This is a genomic window from Chryseobacterium sp. B21-037 (assembly GCF_028570785.1).
GTDB classification, from domain to species: Bacteria; Bacteroidota; Bacteroidia; order Flavobacteriales; family Weeksellaceae; genus Chryseobacterium; species Chryseobacterium proteolyticum.
Genome location: NZ_JALGCB010000001.1, coordinates 4533783 through 4548756, shown reverse-complemented (window position 1 = coordinate 4548756; position 14974 = coordinate 4533783). Strand labels below are relative to the sequence as shown.

The window sequence follows — 14974 nt, the reverse complement described above, 5'->3', positions numbered from 1 at the left end:
AAAAATTTCAGGACTTTTATATTTTTAAGTTAAAAATTTTCTAAGGATAAGGAGCAATCTCTACTTCAAGCCCTTCCATATCTTCCACGATGTGCAGCTGACATCCTAATCTGCTGTTTTCCTTCACATGGAAAGCTTCAGCTAACATAGCATCTTCTTCATCTCCCATTTCAGTTAAGCCCGGATCATTGATCACATACACCTGGCAGGAAGCACACATAGCCATTCCTCCACAAACACCGATTGTTCCTTCTTCTGCTAATTCATAAGAACGGATAACTTCCATTAAATTCATAGACATATCCGTTGGTGCAATAACATCGTGCGTTACACCTTCCCTATCGGTAATTTTTATATTGATATCTGACATAATTTTGCAAAATTAGTCAATTTTTTTCACAACTGCTTTTTCTGCTTCTTTACGGCTTCCGTCGAACCCGTCTACTCCACTCACAGTAGTATATTTAAGAACATATTTTTTCCCAGGGTTCAATCTGTTATAAACACTTTGACACATTAATGTTGCTTCATGGAAACCACATAAGATCAATTTTAATTTACCCGGATATGTATTAATATCACCAATAGCGTAAACTCCGTCAATATTTGTCTGATAATCCAGCGCATTGTTTACAACGATGGCATTCTTTTCAATATTCAGCCCCCAGTTGGCAATATCTCCTAACTTTGGAGTTAAACCGAATAAAGGAATAAAATAATCCGTTTCAATATCATGAGCTTCTTCACCATCTACCTGAACGGTGATCGCTGAAACTTTTCCTTCTCCTTTTATTGCAGTAACCTCGGCAGGGGTAATTAATTTTATTTTTCCCTGGTTCTTTAAATCCTGAACTTTTTCTACGGAATCCAACGCTCCCCTGAATTCATTTCTTCTATGGATCAAAGTCACTTCACTGGCAACATTAGATAAGAAAATACTCCAATCCAATGCTGAATCTCCACCTCCTGCAATAACCACTTTTTTATTTCTGAAGTGTTCAGGCTCTTTAACAAAATATTCAACACCTTTTTCTTCGTAATCTGCAATATTTTCGATGGTAGGCTTCCTTGGCTCAAAAGTTCCTAATCCACCGGCAATAGCAACCGCTTTCGCTCTGTGAACCGTTCCTTTATTCGTAACAACCTCAAACCATTCCTCATCTACTTTTGTAAGCGTAACCGCCGTTTCGCCTAAAGTAAACCCAGGTTGAAACTGCTTGATCTGCTCCATTAAATTATCTACCAGATCACCGGCATTTACCGAAGGATAACCCGGAATATCGAAAATAGGCTTTTTAGGATAAAGCTCGGCAAGCTGACCTCCCGGCTGTGGAAGTGCATCTATAATATGGCATTTCATTTTAAGCAAACCTGCTTCAAACACTGCGAAAAGTCCAGTTGGTCCGGCTCCTATAATCAATATGTCGGTAGTAATCATAATAAAATTTAATTTTACATATAACTGCAAATTTACTAATTTTAACGCGAAGCTGATTTAATTGAGTCTAAATAAAAACCTGAGATTTATCAAATAACGGGTAAAATAGAAAAATTTTAATTTTGGCAGCGTTTTTGTAAAAACCATATTATGAAGAAAATTCTCAATATCATTGCATTATTCGTATTCTTTCTCGGTTTTGGCCAGATTGATAATATAGCAGATGGCGAATCTATTACTTTCAGGATTCATTACGGAATACTAACTGCCGGAAATGCAACGCTTACAACTCAAAAAACAACTTACAAAGGAGCTCCCCACCTCTATGTAAAAGGAACGGGACAAACCTCCGGTGCTGTAAAAGCTTTTTTTAAAGTGGATGATCTTTATGAGAGTTTCATTGATATACAGACAGGACTTCCCAGTTTCTACGTTCGAAATGTAAAAGAAGGAAGCTATCGCCAACATTTTGAAACTGTGTTCAACCATGACAACAATACACTGATCCTGACGGATAAAAAAACACCGGCTAACGGCTCCAAAGTAATCAAGTCTGTAAAAGGAATACAGGATATGCTTTCTTGTTTTTATTACCTCAGAAGCCAAAGCCAGACGGAGCTTAAAGTGGGTACGGTAATTAATATGAATGTCTGGATTGATGATGAAATGTTTCCTTTTCGTTTAAGAGTTGTAGGTACCGAAAATTTAAAGACAAAGTTCGGAGTCATCAATTGCTTAAAAATCGTTCCGTCAGTAATGAGTGGAAGAGTATTTAAAGATAAAGAGGGAGTAACCATGTGGGTTTCTAATGATGCTAATCACGTTCCTATGTTACTTAAAGCTGAATTAGCTGTCGGTTCTTTAAAAGCAAGTATCGACGATTTTAAAAATGTAAAGTACCCTTTAAGGTTTTCTAAATAAAAAGCCACTAAAAAACATAAAAAAGCCTCCTAACGGAGGCTTTTTCTATAGTGTTTTAAATTGTTCTAAAGTTCTGATATCGTTTTCAAAGAACATTCTGATATCGCTCATTTGATAAAGAAGCATTACAATCCTCTCAATACCCATTCCGAAAGCATACCCTGAATATTTTCCCGGGTCAATATTTACATTTTTTAAAACAGCCGGATCCACCATACCGCAACCCATAATTTCCAGCCAGCCTGTTCCTTTAGTAATTCTATAATCCGTTTCAGAGTTTAATCCCCAGTACACATCGATTTCAGCACTAGGTTCAGTGAAAGGGAAATAAGAAGGTCTCATTCTGATTTTGGACTTTCCAAAAAGTTCAGTAGTAAAAAACTGGATGGTTTGCTTCAAATCCGCAAAGCTTACATTTTCATCGATGTATAACCCTTCAATCTGATGGAAAATACAATGAGAACGTGAAGATACCGCTTCATTTCTGAAAACCCTTCCCGGAGATAAAATTCTTATTGGGGGTTGGTTTTCCTCCATATAACGAATCTGCACTGAAGAAGTATGCGTCCTCAAAAGAATATCAGGATTTTGTTCAATAAAGAAAGTATCCTGCATATCTCTTGCCGGATGATATTCAGGAAGGTTAAGTGCCGTAAAGTTATGCCAGTCGTCTTCAATTTCAGGCCCATCAGCTACCGCAAAACCAATAGATTTAAAGATCTCAATAATCCTGTTCTTCACCAGGTTGATAGGATGTCTCGATCCCAGCTCCAAGGGAAAAGCAGGTTTTGTAAGATCATCTTTCTCTACTACGACTGAAGATTCAGAAGCGCTTTTCAGATCTTCTAATTTTATGGCAATAGCCTGTTTTAAAGAATTCACTTTCTGTCCGAATTCTTTCTTCTGATCGTTTGGAACTTCCTTTAATGTTTCGTAAAAATCGTTTAGAACTCCTTTCTTACCATTATACTTGATTCGGAAATTTTCGATCTCCTCTTTAGATGTAGTATTGAAGTTATTTACCTCAACGAGTAGTTCTTCTATCTTTTCTATCATTATTTTACCCTTTCAAAATGTTTTGCAAAAATACGATTTTTCAGTTTAAAAACTTTCTTATTTTATCATAAAAAATCTGCCCCTTATTCAGAGGCAGACTTCAATCACTTATTTCACTTAAATAAAAAAATTATTTCTTTTCTAAAGCTTTAACGTTGATCTGAAGAGTTACCTCATCTTTAATCACTCCGTTTTCAGCAGGAGCCTGGAATTTCACACCAAACTCTTCTCTTTTAATATCTTTAGGTTCAGTAGCTACGGTTACTTCACCTTCTTTTACAGACACATTAGCTTTAAGCTGAAGCGGCTTGGTAATTCCTTTAATGGTTAAATTACCATCCAATAAAGTATTATAATCACCTTCAGCTGCCGGTGTAACTTTAGTAATTTCATAAGAAGCAGTTGGAAATTTTTCAACTTCAAAGAAATCCCCGCTTTTCAAATGCCCGTTCAGTTTTCCTAATTGCTCTGCGTCATCTTTTAAATCCACAGATGTTAATGAATTCATATCAGCAACGAATTTTCCACTTTCTAATTTTCCGTCTTTCACTGTAAGATCACCACTTTCAAACTTAATTGTTCCGAAATGGCTTGTACTTTCAGATTTGAAGACTTTATACCCCTTCCACTCTATTTTACTATTTAAAGTATCCAATGCATATTGAGCACCTTCTTTTGTTGTCGTAACATCATTACTTTCACTTGTAAGCGGTTTGTCTTTTTTACAAGAAACAACAACAGCTGTAGCAAAAACGGCAGGGATAACGAAATAAAACAGTTTTTTTCTCATTTTTGATATTTTTTTATTACGTTCGCTAAGATAATAAAAAAAATAATTCTTTTTTAAAAATACTACATTTGTAATATGCTATTAGAGATAAACAATCTTTATTTTTCACATCGTAAAGACCAGCCTCTTTTTCAAAACCTCAATATACGATTTGAGGAAGGGAAAATCATTGCCCTGGCCGGTGAAAGCGGCTGTGGAAAATCTACATTATTAAATTTAATTTATGGACTTTTAGACTGGGAAGGCGGTGAAATTATTTTTGACGGCACTCCACTTATGGGCCCGAAAGGCAATCTTGTTCCCGGAGAACCTCAAATGAAATTTGTTGCACAGAATTTTGACCTGATGCCTTATTCCACCGTTGCAGACAATGTGGGTAAGTTTATTTCAAATATCAATCTATCAAAAAAAAGAGAAACCGTTCATGAACTTCTTGAAGTAGTAGGCCTGCAGGAATATGCTGATGTTTTCCCAAAAATTTAAGTGGCGGACAGCAGCAAAGAGTGGCTATTGCGCGTGCTTTGTCTATATTGCCTAAGCTCCTGATCCTGGACGAACCGTTTAGTAATATTGATTTTCCAAGAAAAATAGAACTTCGGGAAAGGCTTTTCAGGTATGTAAAGCAACATAACATTTCCTTAATCATCTCAACTCATGAACTTCAGGATATTATACCTTGGGTAGACCAGATCGTTGTTCTTCAAAGTGGAAGACTGATCCAAAACACCCATCCGGAAGAAACTTATAAAGAACCTTACAATCCTTATGTTGCTAAACTTTTTGGGGAAGTAAATATTTTCACCGATCATGAAATGAAGAATTTTGGGATCTCTAAATTTTCCTATTACCCGCATGAAATTAAAGTTTCGGAAAACGGCATGGATGCAGAAGTTTTGGAAAGCAGGTTTGCCGGTAACCATTATTGGAATAAAGTAAGAGCAAAGGAAAAGGATCTCGTGTTATATACCAACAGCAAAATTGAAGGCCCCGTAAAAATTGTCTTTGCATAAAGCCGAACTGCTAAATGGCGGAAAAAACAAAATTATTATATGTATAAAGTATAAAAGGTAAATTTGGGATTCGGTGATTTTTCCAAAAAAATTAACATATCCTTAATATGCTCATTGTTAGTTTGTGGATAAAAGTCCGGATTCCGGAAATTCATTTTTAAAACTTTTTATTACATTTGTAATTCTATAGCATAAGGAAACTTTTGGTTAATTCTCTTTCTGCCTCCTGGACGAACATTAGCAGAATCCTGCAATCTAGTCTTTGAAAGATTACACTGTCCAATCTTTTCCTTTTTTTGTTTCTTATAACTTCTTATATATCAAAAATGCGTCCCTAAAGACGCATCAATGAATATATTATCAGGTTTTATGCTTTCTTCACGAACTCTGATTTCAAAGCCATCGAACCAAAGCCGTCAATTTTACAATCGATATTATGGTCACTATCAGGTCTCAGGCGGATATTTTTCACCTTTGTTCCCGCTTTTACAGGTTTTGGAGCTCCTTTTACCGGCAGGTCCTTGATAACCACTACAGAATCACCATCATGTAACTCATTTCCATTGGAATCAAGTATTTTACCTTCATTGGCTGTTTCCGCAGCTGCCTCATCAGCATTCCATTCATAAAAACACTGGGAACAAACCGTCATGTTGTCACTAGGATAAGTAAATTCGGAACCACACTTCGGACAAAGAACAATATCACTCATATTTTAATTTTTGCAAAGGTAGAGTTTTTTAAAGGATCAAGTCAACAGAAAGGTGTAGAGATAAAATCAGGTATCTGGAGAAAAATCACCCACCCTATTTATCTATTTATGTATTAACTATCAACATCTATCGTACCTCCTGTTTCCCATCTCCTTCATCAATCTCAAATCTCAACTATAATTTGTACTTTTGCAGATTGAAAACAGCAGAAGCAATTATGGAACTTATTCACAGAAACCTGGCAATCGGAATTCACGATGCCCTACAGGAGACATTTTTTGAAAAAAACAAATACGCTGATAAAGTTATTGAAAGACTTTTAAAGGCTCACAGAAAATGGGGAAGTCAGGACAGAGCCGTTGTTTCTGAGATTTTTTACAATATCATCCGCTGGAAAAAGCGTTTGGAGTATTATATGGGAGAAGGTGTAAAACCGAATAACATATACAAACTCATTCTTGCTTATTTACTTTGGAGCAAAACAAACTATAAAAAGTTTGAAGAGTTCGACGGGATAAAAATCGCTGATATCATTACAAAGCTAAAAAAAGATACTGTTCCTACAAGAGCTATTGAACACTCTATTCCTGAATGGCTGGCTGAAACCCTTGAAAAAGAATTAGGCGCTGGCTGGGAAAAGGAAATGAGAGCTTTAAATGAGCAGGCTCCTACTGTTTTGAGAGCAAATTCTCTTAAAACAACGCCCAGAGAACTGATCTCTGATCTATCTGATGAAGGTATCGCCTCTTTTACCGTGAGAAATTATCAGGACGCTGTACAGCTGGAAGAAAAAAAGAATGTTTTTTTAACAACAGCTTTTAAAGAAGGATTATTTGAAGTTCAGGATGCTTCTTCACAAAAAATAGGATATTTCCTTGATGTAAAAGAAGGACAAAGAGTAGTTGATGCATGTGCAGGAGCAGGAGGAAAAACACTTCACCTCGCAGCACTAATGCAAAATAAAGGACAGATCATCGCTTTGGATATCTTTGAATGGAAACTAGCAGAACTAAAACGCCGTGCCAAAAGAGCAGGCGCTCATAATATTGAAACCCGTATGATCGCGGACAATAAAGTGATCAAACGTCTTCACGAAAAAGCAGACAGGCTTCTTATTGATGCTCCCTGCTCAGGCTTAGGAGTTTTAAAAAGAAATCCTGACAGTAAATGGAAAATCGACCAGGATTTCATTGATAGAATCAAACTGGAACAACAACAGATCCTTCAGGATTATTCTAAAATCCTTAAAAAAGGTGGAAAAATGGTGTATGCCACGTGCTCTATTTTACCTTCTGAAAACACCGGACAGGTTAAGGAATTTCTTAAAAACAACCCGGACTTCAAACTTATTAAAGACGAAAAAGTAATGCCTAGCGAAGGATATGACGGATTCTATATGGCTCTTATAGAAAGGTTAGCCTAACCAGCCTTACATTATCAATATACTAACTACTCCATTTTCTGGAGTAGTTTTTTTTTACAATACATCATTAATCAAAAAAAATTTCTCAATATTCGTAACATTTCGGTATCCTTGGAATACCTATTCATGAAATGCCATTGAATTTACAGGTAGACATTTGTAAGACATTGTATATTTGTGATAAACCACCCGCACATGTGTAAACGACTTTTATTTGCTTTCTTTGCTTTTCTGTATTATGTTTCATTTGGCCAAACCTATGAAATACAGTATACCAATTCTTACAACGGAAAAATACAGACAGAACAGTCACCGACTTTTATATGGGTTAACAGCAGTGAAAACTTCATCCTTAATAACTCTATCAGGGAACAAAAGAGCGAATATCCGTTTGAAATTACAAAAATTGAAAAACCTTCAAATACAATTGTATCATACGGGTTTTTAAAGCCTGATGAGATTATTTCTACTGCCGATAAAGAATCAGTAGCCAGACAGACCTTTGAATTAACCAATGAAACAAAAAAAATTCTCGGCTACACCTGCCGGAAGGCTGTCACTAAAATCAACTCCAACACCATAGAAATCTGGTACACAGGAGATTTAAAGATAAGTGGCGGACCTTCAGTGCTAGGACAAAACCTGGGATTGGTTCTGGAAATTGAAAGAAATAAAAATTCTCTAATTACTGCCACTTCTATTAAAAAAGTAAAAAAAACCAATATTGCGGATATCATTAAAGGACCCATTACCTCTACAGATCTTTTAGGTTACAAAGACCAGCTTTGGAAAAGCCGCTTTACTACTTTGAAAGTTTTTGAAAACGAAACGATCAACTTCTCGGACGAATCCAAATCCGACGAAAAGATAAAAAGATTTGCAAATGGAACAATTATCTTAAAAAAGGTAAAGTTTCCAAAGATATCTGAAGGAGAAAATGTTTTCATTGAATTAAAACAGCAATCCAATGGTGATGCTTATGACAGAACAGGAACCGTTTTCTTTATTCCTCAGAATAAATCGCAATCCTTTTTTGATGGCCTGGAAAAAGGTGCTAAAACACTTCCGGTATACGAAAACGGAAATGGAAAGCAGTATTATGGCATTATCCCTACAGATAACTATGATCCGAGCATTGAAATGATGCGCTTCTTTACCGCATTTGGGATTCAAAAATTCAACCACATCCAGCTAAAAGGAAAAGACTGGCAAACAATCAGTCCATACCGTCAGGATATTACGGAACTAAAGCCTTCTTTATCTGATAAAGAATTATGGATTGGAACCTTTATAGGAAACTATGATAAAGGTGGACATACAGTAAATCTGGAGATCACGATTCATAAAAGTGATCAGACTGTTTATAAAAACAATACTGTAATTCCGTTGTTCAATACCGTCAACATCATGGAAATGGCGGGACAGGATTATTCCACGATGTTTAATGCCGAGAAAGGACTCTTCGCAGAATTCACTCTAAAAAAAGATCTGAAAAATGCGCAGTTACGTTATATAACGACAGGCCATGGCGGATGGGAAAACGGAGATGAGTTCGTTCCGAAAGTCAATTCCATATTTGTGGATGGAAAGATGATTTTCTCTTTTACACCATGGAGAACAGACTGTGGTTCATACCGTTTATATAACCCTGCATCAGGAAATTTTCCGGATGGACTCTCTTCATCAGATTTAAGCAGGTCAAACTGGTGTCCCGGGACTATTACGAATCCAGAATTTATTTCATTGGGAGATTTAAAGGCAGGAAAACACAATATCCAGATCAAAATTCCTCAAGGCCCTACAGAGGGCACAAGTTTCAGTTCATGGAATGTTTCCGGGGTTTTATTAGGAATTCAATAAAAAACAAAACCTTCTCGTGATATTAATCACAAGAAGGTAAAAACACAAATGATGAAAAAAAATTATTTCGAGCCACAAAGTAAAAGTAAAAATTCATATAATTAATTACCATATATTAATAAATATCCCATTTTAATTTCGTATAGCTACGCATAGTATTCTTCTGTAAGAAAAATATTAACCAAAATCATATTTATCATTCAATTTAATTAATTAAATTCTTTAAAACAGATTATTTAATTGAAAATATTAACTTATATTTAATTAATGTTTTCTTTTTTAAATTACAAGTCTATTTTTGCTCCTAAATAAATGATAAAAAATGTGTGGAATCGTATGTTTGTTTGACGCGAAACAAAAAACAGAAATATTAAGACCTCAGGTCTTGGAAATGTCAAAAAAAATCCGTCATAGAGGTCCGGATTGGAGTGGAGTTTTTCAAAATGAAAAAGTGGTGTTTTCTCACGAAAGATTAGCCATTGTAGATCCTACATCCGGAAAGCAGCCTTTATTTTCTAAAGATGGGAATATTGTCTTAGCCGTAAATGGAGAAATATATAACCACAGGGAACTGAAGGAAGAATTTCCCAACTATGAATTTCAAACCCAATCCGATTGCGAAGTTATTTTAGCACTTTACGAAAAGTATGGTAAAGACTTTCTGGAAAAGCTTAATGGTATTTTTGCATTTTCGTTGTATGATATCAAAAATGATATTTATCTCATCGCGCGGGATCATATGGGGATCTGCCCGCTTTATCAAGGATGGGACAGAAACGGCAACTTCTATATAGCTTCAGAATTAAAAGCACTGGAAGGAATTTGTAAAACCATTGAAACCTTTTTACCGGGACACCTTATTTACAGTAAAGACGGTATGGAGCTTCAACAATGGTACACAAGAGACTGGACCGATTTTGATCATGTAAAGGATAATGAGAGCGATATAAAAAAACTGAGACAAGGATTAGAAGATGCAGTTCACAGACAGCTTATGAGCGACGTTCCTTATGGAGTACTATTATCGGGAGGATTGGATTCTTCTGTAATTTCAGCGATCACTGCAAAATTTGCCCGTCAAAGAATTGAAAGCGGAGATACCCAGGAAGCATGGTATCCGAGACTGCATAGCTTCGCAGTAGGATTAGTAGGATCTCCTGATCTTGCAGCCGCACAAAAAGCAGCAGAACATATCGGCTCTGTCCATCATGAAGTTAATTTTACCGTTCAGGAAGGACTAGATGCTATACGCGATGTAATTTATCATCTGGAAACCTATGACGTAACAACCGTAAGAGCTTCTACTCCCATGTATCTTTTAGCAAGAGTAATCAAATCCATGGGGATTAAAATGGTACTATCAGGTGAAGGTTCTGATGAACTTTTCGGTGGATATCTATATTTCCATAAAGCTCCGAATGCCAAAGAGTTTCACGATGAAACAGTAAGAAAATTAGGAAAACTTCACCTTTATGATTGTTTAAGAGCCAACAAAGCATTGATGAGCTGGGGAATTGAAGGACGTGTTCCCTTTCTTGACAAAGAATTCATGGACATTGCTATGAATATTAACCCTAAAGATAAAATGATCGATACCGCTGATGGCAAAATAGAAAAATGGATTTTAAGAAAAGCTTTTGAAGATATCCTACCGGAATCTATTGTCTGGAGACAAAAGGAGCAATTCTCCGATGGCGTAGGCTATTCATGGATTGATACCTTGCGTGAAGTGGCAGAGAAAGAAGTTACGGACGAAATGATGGCGAATGCAAAATTCAGATTTCCATTGAACACTCCTCAGAATAAAGAAGAATACAGATACAGAACGATCTTTGAAGAACATTTCCCAAGTGAAACGGCGGCAGCAACAGTTCCGTCTGTACCATCTGTGGCATGTTCCACTCCTATTGCATTGGAATGGGATGAAGCTTTTAAGAAAATGAACGATCCAAGCGGAAGGGCTGTAAAAGTACACGAAACTTCCTATGAGGGATAATATTTGGGGAATAATCAAAGGAGTTTTTGTATACCCTGGTAAAGAATTTTCCAACTCACCTTTCAAACCCTTGGGAACTAAAATTTATTAATCCTGTAGCAATACAGGATTTTCTTTTGAATAAACATCAATAATATTAACAGATTTTAACTAACAATCAAAAATAGTATCTAATAAATAATTATATTTGGAAAACGAAAAAATCAATATTATAAAATGAGAAGAACCGTTACTATCTTTTTTGCTTTATTATCTATAAATTTTGCTTTTGGCCAGGGTAAATTTGGTAAATATCTTAACTCAAAGAAACTTGCACTTACTTATAAGACTGTAAAGGACAACGAAAAAGAAAATTATTATCAACAATATTACTGGCTTGCGAAAGCTGAACAATTAAAAACCTATCCGCACCTTAAGGATGTAAAGCCAGTTGTTCTCTATGAATTTGTGAAAAAAGTAAACCCACAGAATCCAACCAAAAAGCTGGATGCCAGAGGAAAAGAACTACGCGAAACAGCTGAATTATCTTTAAATCAATACTTTAAGAATAAGAATTTTGAAAACAATGCCGTTTTAATGTATAATCTTGAAACGTATGTTGATCCTTCTCAGGGTGAATACTTCACAAAGGTAGATCCTGAAAAAATCAAGGAACTGGTACCTAAAGAGCTTTTTGCCTTCAATTCCCTGAATAGAAAAACTCAGGAGGAAAAGACTTATTACCTTTGGATAGACAAGAAAAAAGATGATTTTAAAATTGTAGATATTATTCCGAGTGAAGAAGATAAAAAGTTTTATGCTTCACTAAAACAATATCTTCCCAACTATAAGTTTTCAAAATATGTTCCTTCTGTAAAAAAAGGGAACAAAACAGATAAAACAGATGTGGATTACTATTACATCATGCCGTTTGAGCAAAATACAGATAACATCGAGTATAAAACAACAGATTTTAAAACTTTCATTTTAAGCCAGTACAGAAAAGCCGGCGATGAATGGAAAGGAGTAGAAAAAACTAAAAAATAAATCAAAAAGTCCTGTGAAATCTCACAGGACTTTTTTAATTTTATACATATTTCTTTATCTAAGAAACAAGTCTTTTAAGTTTCAAAATACATTACATTAGATAATGGCCGGAAGAGAGGGAAAAACCTGTTCAATCCATTTATTTTTATTCCAGAATGATCCCTTCAATTGCCTGATCAGAATAACAAACTTATCGAAAGACTACATTATATAAAGATCCTAGCTGATATAACATGTCTGAAACAAATTCATCTCTAACGTCGATTAAAAAAATCCTTCCACTGATTCTTGCTACCGCTATTTTCATGCAGATGCTTGATTCTACAATTCTGAACACTTCTTTACCTTCTATTGCCAAAGATCTAAAAGAGTCTCCGCTCAATATGCAAAACGCCATAATCAGCTACGTTCTGACTCTGGCAGTTTTCATGCCTGCGAGCGGCTTTTTGGCAGACAGATTCGGAACAAAAAGAGTTTTCATCTTCTCCCTGGTTCTCTTCAGCCTGGGTTCCTTATTCTGTGCATTATCGCAAAACCTCACTCACCTTGTTATTTCAAGAGTTATCCAGGGAGTGGGCGGCAGTTTAATGACACCCGTTGGAAAATTAGCCCTCATTAAAACCTTTGATAAAAGTGAATTATTAAAAGCTATGAATTTCGCTATCATTCCCGCTCTTATCGGTCCTGTATTGGGGCCGTTGGTTGGTGGTTATATGGTGGATTATTTATCCTGGCACTGGATATTCCTTATTAATATCCCAATTGGCTTTTTAGGGATTATTCTGGGAATTAAGTACATGCCTAATTACAAATCGAAGGACGTTGATTTCGATCTCAAAGGTTTTATGATTTTTGCCGCAGCCTCCCTCCTGCTATCCATTTCTCTTGAACTTTTTGGGGATCTTCAGAATATAACACCGGTTCTTTTGATCTTTATCTTAGGATTTCTCTTTCTATATTATTACTATAAACATGCAAAAAAGGAAGGAAATCCTATATTTCCTTTAAATCTTTTCCAGGTGCGAACTTTCCGTGTGGGAATTGTAGGAAATCTGGCTACCCGTCTAGGAATCAGTGCTGTTCCTTTGCTACTTCCCCTGATGATACAAATCGCCTATAAACAAACAGCAGTTACGTCTGGCTGGATCGTTGCTCCCATGGCTCTGACAGCTATACTCGGAAAATCATCAGTCATTAAAATCCTGGATAGATTTGGTTACCGTCAGACGTTAATGGTTAATACATTCGTCATTGGAACATTAATATGCATGCTGGCCATTCCTGATATTCATACGAATCTTCTATGGTTCATCCCGATCATAGCGGTTTTAGGCTTTTTCAATTCTATCCAATTCACCTCCATGAATACCATTTCGATTGCTGATTTAAGAAATTTCCAGACCAGCAGCGGTAATTCATTAATATCTGTAAATCAACAGCTCGCCATTGGTTTTGGAATTGCTTTTGGTCTTATTGTTCTAAAAATATTTGAAAGTACCGATCTTATTAAAGGAGAAATCCATAATGCTTTCCGCTATACTTTTCTTACAGTTGGTTTTCTCACAATATTATCCGGATTGGTATTCCGAAGACTTCATATTTCAGATGGCAAGAATATGAAATCAAAGGAGTAACCCTATTATTTCGACTATAATAAGTCATGAAAACCAATCTGATCCGAACTTAACACAGATCAATGCAATTGATTCTTATCTACTCTATTTTTGTTATTATAAAAAATCAACATTATGATGACAACTAAAAAAGTAGAAATCGTAGTATCTCCAAAGCCTGCCCATTTTGTAGGTGATGGGTTCAGAGTTCATAATTTTATACCCGGTGCATCAGGATTAGATATGAAAAGAATGGATCCTTTTATTATGCTCGATTATAATTCAAAATTCCATTTTAACGGATCTGAGAAACCAAGAGGAGTTGGAGTACATCCGCACCGAGGTTTTGAAACCGTAACCATAGCGTATCAGGGAAAAGTAGAACATCACGATAGTTCGGGAGGTGGTGGTATAATTGGTCAGGGAGACGTTCAGTGGATGACCGCTGCAAGAGGTGTCTTACATAAAGAATACCACGAAAGAGAATGGTCTAAAACCGGTGGAATCTTTCAGATGGTTCAGCTTTGGGTGAATCTTCCAGCGCAGGATAAAATGAGCAAACCTAAATATCAGGCCATCAAAAACTCCGATATGAAGATCGTTGATCTGAAAGAAAACGGGTTTATTGAGGTGATCGCCGGAGAATATGCAGGAAATAAAGGACCTGCAAATACCTTCACTCCAGTACACATGATGAACGCAAAATTAAAATCCGGCGGAAAAGCTGATTTTAATTTTCCTGCTCACTTTAATACTGCTGCCCTTATCATTGAAGGGAGTATTATTGTGAATGGAAATGAAAAAGCAAAAACCGATCAATTGGTATTATTTGAAAACAAAGGAGAGGAATTTAGCATTGAAGCCAGTGAAGACGCAGTGGTACTGATCATTAGTGGAGAGCCAATCAATGAACCCATTGTTCCGCATGGCCCTTTTGTAATGAATACAAGAGAGGAAATCATGCAGGCTTTTGAAGATTTCAATACCGGAAAATTCGGATATTTAGAAGATTAACCATACAGAATTTGGCAATAATTAAATAATCTTAATCTTAAGTCGGTTATTTAATTATTGCTTTTTTATTACCTTTAACATAATACTTTTACTTTTTAAGTATACAGCCAAAAA

At 35.9% G+C, this 14974-nt stretch carries 12 protein-coding genes and 1 pseudogene; 8 read left to right on the top strand and 5 right to left on the bottom strand.

Annotated features, from left to right (window positions below):
• Positions 1-40: 40 nt before the first annotated feature.
• Entirely contained in the window at positions 41-370 is a 330-nt protein-coding gene (locus MTQ00_RS20425; protein WP_172283967.1) for a 2Fe-2S iron-sulfur cluster-binding protein, read from the bottom strand.
• 12 nt (positions 371-382) lie between these two features.
• On the bottom strand, positions 383-1438 hold the full coding sequence (locus MTQ00_RS20420; RefSeq protein ID WP_172283966.1) for an NAD(P)/FAD-dependent oxidoreductase: 1056 nt from the start codon (positions 1436-1438) through the stop codon (positions 383-385).
• Positions 1439-1588: 150 nt separating this feature from the next.
• On the opposite strand from MTQ00_RS20420, the gene MTQ00_RS20415 reads away from it, so the two are divergent.
• Entirely contained in the window at positions 1589-2359 is a 771-nt protein-coding gene (locus MTQ00_RS20415; protein WP_172283964.1) for a DUF3108 domain-containing protein, read from the top strand.
• Positions 2360-2404: 45 nt separating this feature from the next.
• On the opposite strand, the gene pheS is transcribed toward MTQ00_RS20415, so the two are convergent.
• Together pheS and MTQ00_RS20405 are read right to left on the bottom strand one after the other, a co-directional pair.
• On the bottom strand, positions 2405-3415 hold the full coding sequence (gene pheS / locus MTQ00_RS20410) for a phenylalanine--tRNA ligase subunit alpha (protein ID WP_273650806.1): 1011 nt from the start codon (positions 3413-3415) through the stop codon (positions 2405-2407).
• A gap of 130 nt (positions 3416-3545) precedes the next feature.
• A complete protein-coding gene (locus MTQ00_RS20405; protein WP_172283961.1) occupies positions 3546-4205 on the bottom strand; it encodes a YceI family protein in 660 nt (219 codons plus the stop codon).
• A 75-nt stretch (positions 4206-4280) separates the two neighbouring features.
• Between MTQ00_RS20405 and MTQ00_RS20400 the strand changes: the two are divergent.
• Positions 4281-5215: pseudogene (locus MTQ00_RS20400) on the top strand (sulfate/molybdate ABC transporter ATP-binding protein).
• A 367-nt stretch (positions 5216-5582) separates the two neighbouring features.
• Here the strand turns inward: MTQ00_RS20400 and MTQ00_RS20395 are convergent.
• Complete coding sequence (locus MTQ00_RS20395) at positions 5583-5927, bottom strand: zinc ribbon domain-containing protein YjdM (protein WP_273650805.1); 345 nt, start codon at positions 5925-5927, stop codon at positions 5583-5585.
• Between the two features lie 218 nt (positions 5928-6145).
• Between MTQ00_RS20395 and MTQ00_RS20390 the strand changes: the two genes are divergently transcribed.
• The 6 genes from MTQ00_RS20390 (at position 6146) to MTQ00_RS20365 (ending at position 14860) form a co-directional block, all read left to right on the top strand.
• Positions 6146-7351 (top strand): RsmB/NOP family class I SAM-dependent RNA methyltransferase, encoded by a 1206-nt coding sequence (locus tag MTQ00_RS20390; RefSeq protein ID WP_273651084.1) that lies wholly within the window; start codon positions 6146-6148, stop codon positions 7349-7351.
• 195 nt (positions 7352-7546) lie between these two features.
• Positions 7547-9211, top strand: a complete 1665-nt coding sequence (locus MTQ00_RS20385) for a GLPGLI family protein (RefSeq protein WP_273650804.1) — start codon at positions 7547-7549, stop codon at positions 9209-9211.
• Between the two features lie 322 nt (positions 9212-9533).
• Entirely contained in the window at positions 9534-11207 is a 1674-nt protein-coding gene (gene asnB / locus MTQ00_RS20380) for an asparagine synthase B (RefSeq protein ID WP_273650803.1), read from the top strand.
• A 216-nt stretch (positions 11208-11423) separates the two neighbouring features.
• The gene (locus MTQ00_RS20375; RefSeq protein ID WP_172283951.1) at positions 11424-12233 is read left to right on the top strand and encodes a hypothetical protein; all 810 of its coding nucleotides are present in this window, start codon (positions 11424-11426) and stop codon (positions 12231-12233) included.
• Between the two features lie 233 nt (positions 12234-12466).
• Positions 12467-13867 carry an MFS transporter gene (locus MTQ00_RS20370; RefSeq protein ID WP_172283949.1) on the top strand — a complete coding sequence of 467 codons (1401 nt, stop codon included), beginning with the start codon at positions 12467-12469 and terminating at the stop codon, positions 13865-13867.
• A gap of 117 nt (positions 13868-13984) precedes the next feature.
• Entirely contained in the window at positions 13985-14860 is an 876-nt protein-coding gene (locus tag MTQ00_RS20365; protein WP_172284185.1) for a pirin family protein, read from the top strand.
• The last annotated feature ends 114 nt before the right edge of the window (positions 14861-14974 follow it).

What these genes read in the sequence shown, in the direction of transcription:
- MTQ00_RS20420 (WP_172283966.1), bottom strand. Translation starts at nt 1,438, where the DNA reads ATGATTACTACCGACATATTGATTATAGGAGCCGGACCAACTGGACTT.
- MTQ00_RS20415 (WP_172283964.1), top strand. Translation starts at nt 1,589, where the DNA reads ATGAAGAAAATTCTCAATATCATTGCATTATTCGTATTCTTTCTCGGT.
- MTQ00_RS20395 (WP_273650805.1), bottom strand. Translation starts at nt 5,927, where the DNA reads ATGAGTGATATTGTTCTTTGTCCGAAGTGTGGTTCCGAATTTACTTAT.
- asnB (WP_273650803.1), top strand. Translation starts at nt 9,534, where the DNA reads ATGTGTGGAATCGTATGTTTGTTTGACGCGAAACAAAAAACAGAAATA.
- MTQ00_RS20405 (WP_172283961.1), bottom strand. Translation starts at nt 4,205, where the DNA reads ATGAGAAAAAAACTGTTTTATTTCGTTATCCCTGCCGTTTTTGCTACA.
- MTQ00_RS20370 (WP_172283949.1), top strand. Translation starts at nt 12,467, where the DNA reads ATGTCTGAAACAAATTCATCTCTAACGTCGATTAAAAAAATCCTTCCA.
- MTQ00_RS20390 (WP_273651084.1), top strand. Translation starts at nt 6,146, where the DNA reads ATGGAACTTATTCACAGAAACCTGGCAATCGGAATTCACGATGCCCTA.
- MTQ00_RS20385 (WP_273650804.1), top strand. Translation starts at nt 7,547, where the DNA reads ATGTGTAAACGACTTTTATTTGCTTTCTTTGCTTTTCTGTATTATGTT.
- MTQ00_RS20375 (WP_172283951.1), top strand. Translation starts at nt 11,424, where the DNA reads ATGAGAAGAACCGTTACTATCTTTTTTGCTTTATTATCTATAAATTTT.
- MTQ00_RS20365 (WP_172284185.1), top strand. Translation starts at nt 13,985, where the DNA reads ATGACAACTAAAAAAGTAGAAATCGTAGTATCTCCAAAGCCTGCCCAT.
- pheS (WP_273650806.1), bottom strand. Translation starts at nt 3,415, where the DNA reads ATGATAGAAAAGATAGAAGAACTACTCGTTGAGGTAAATAACTTCAAT.
- MTQ00_RS20425 (WP_172283967.1), bottom strand. Translation starts at nt 370, where the DNA reads ATGTCAGATATCAATATAAAAATTACCGATAGGGAAGGTGTAACGCAC.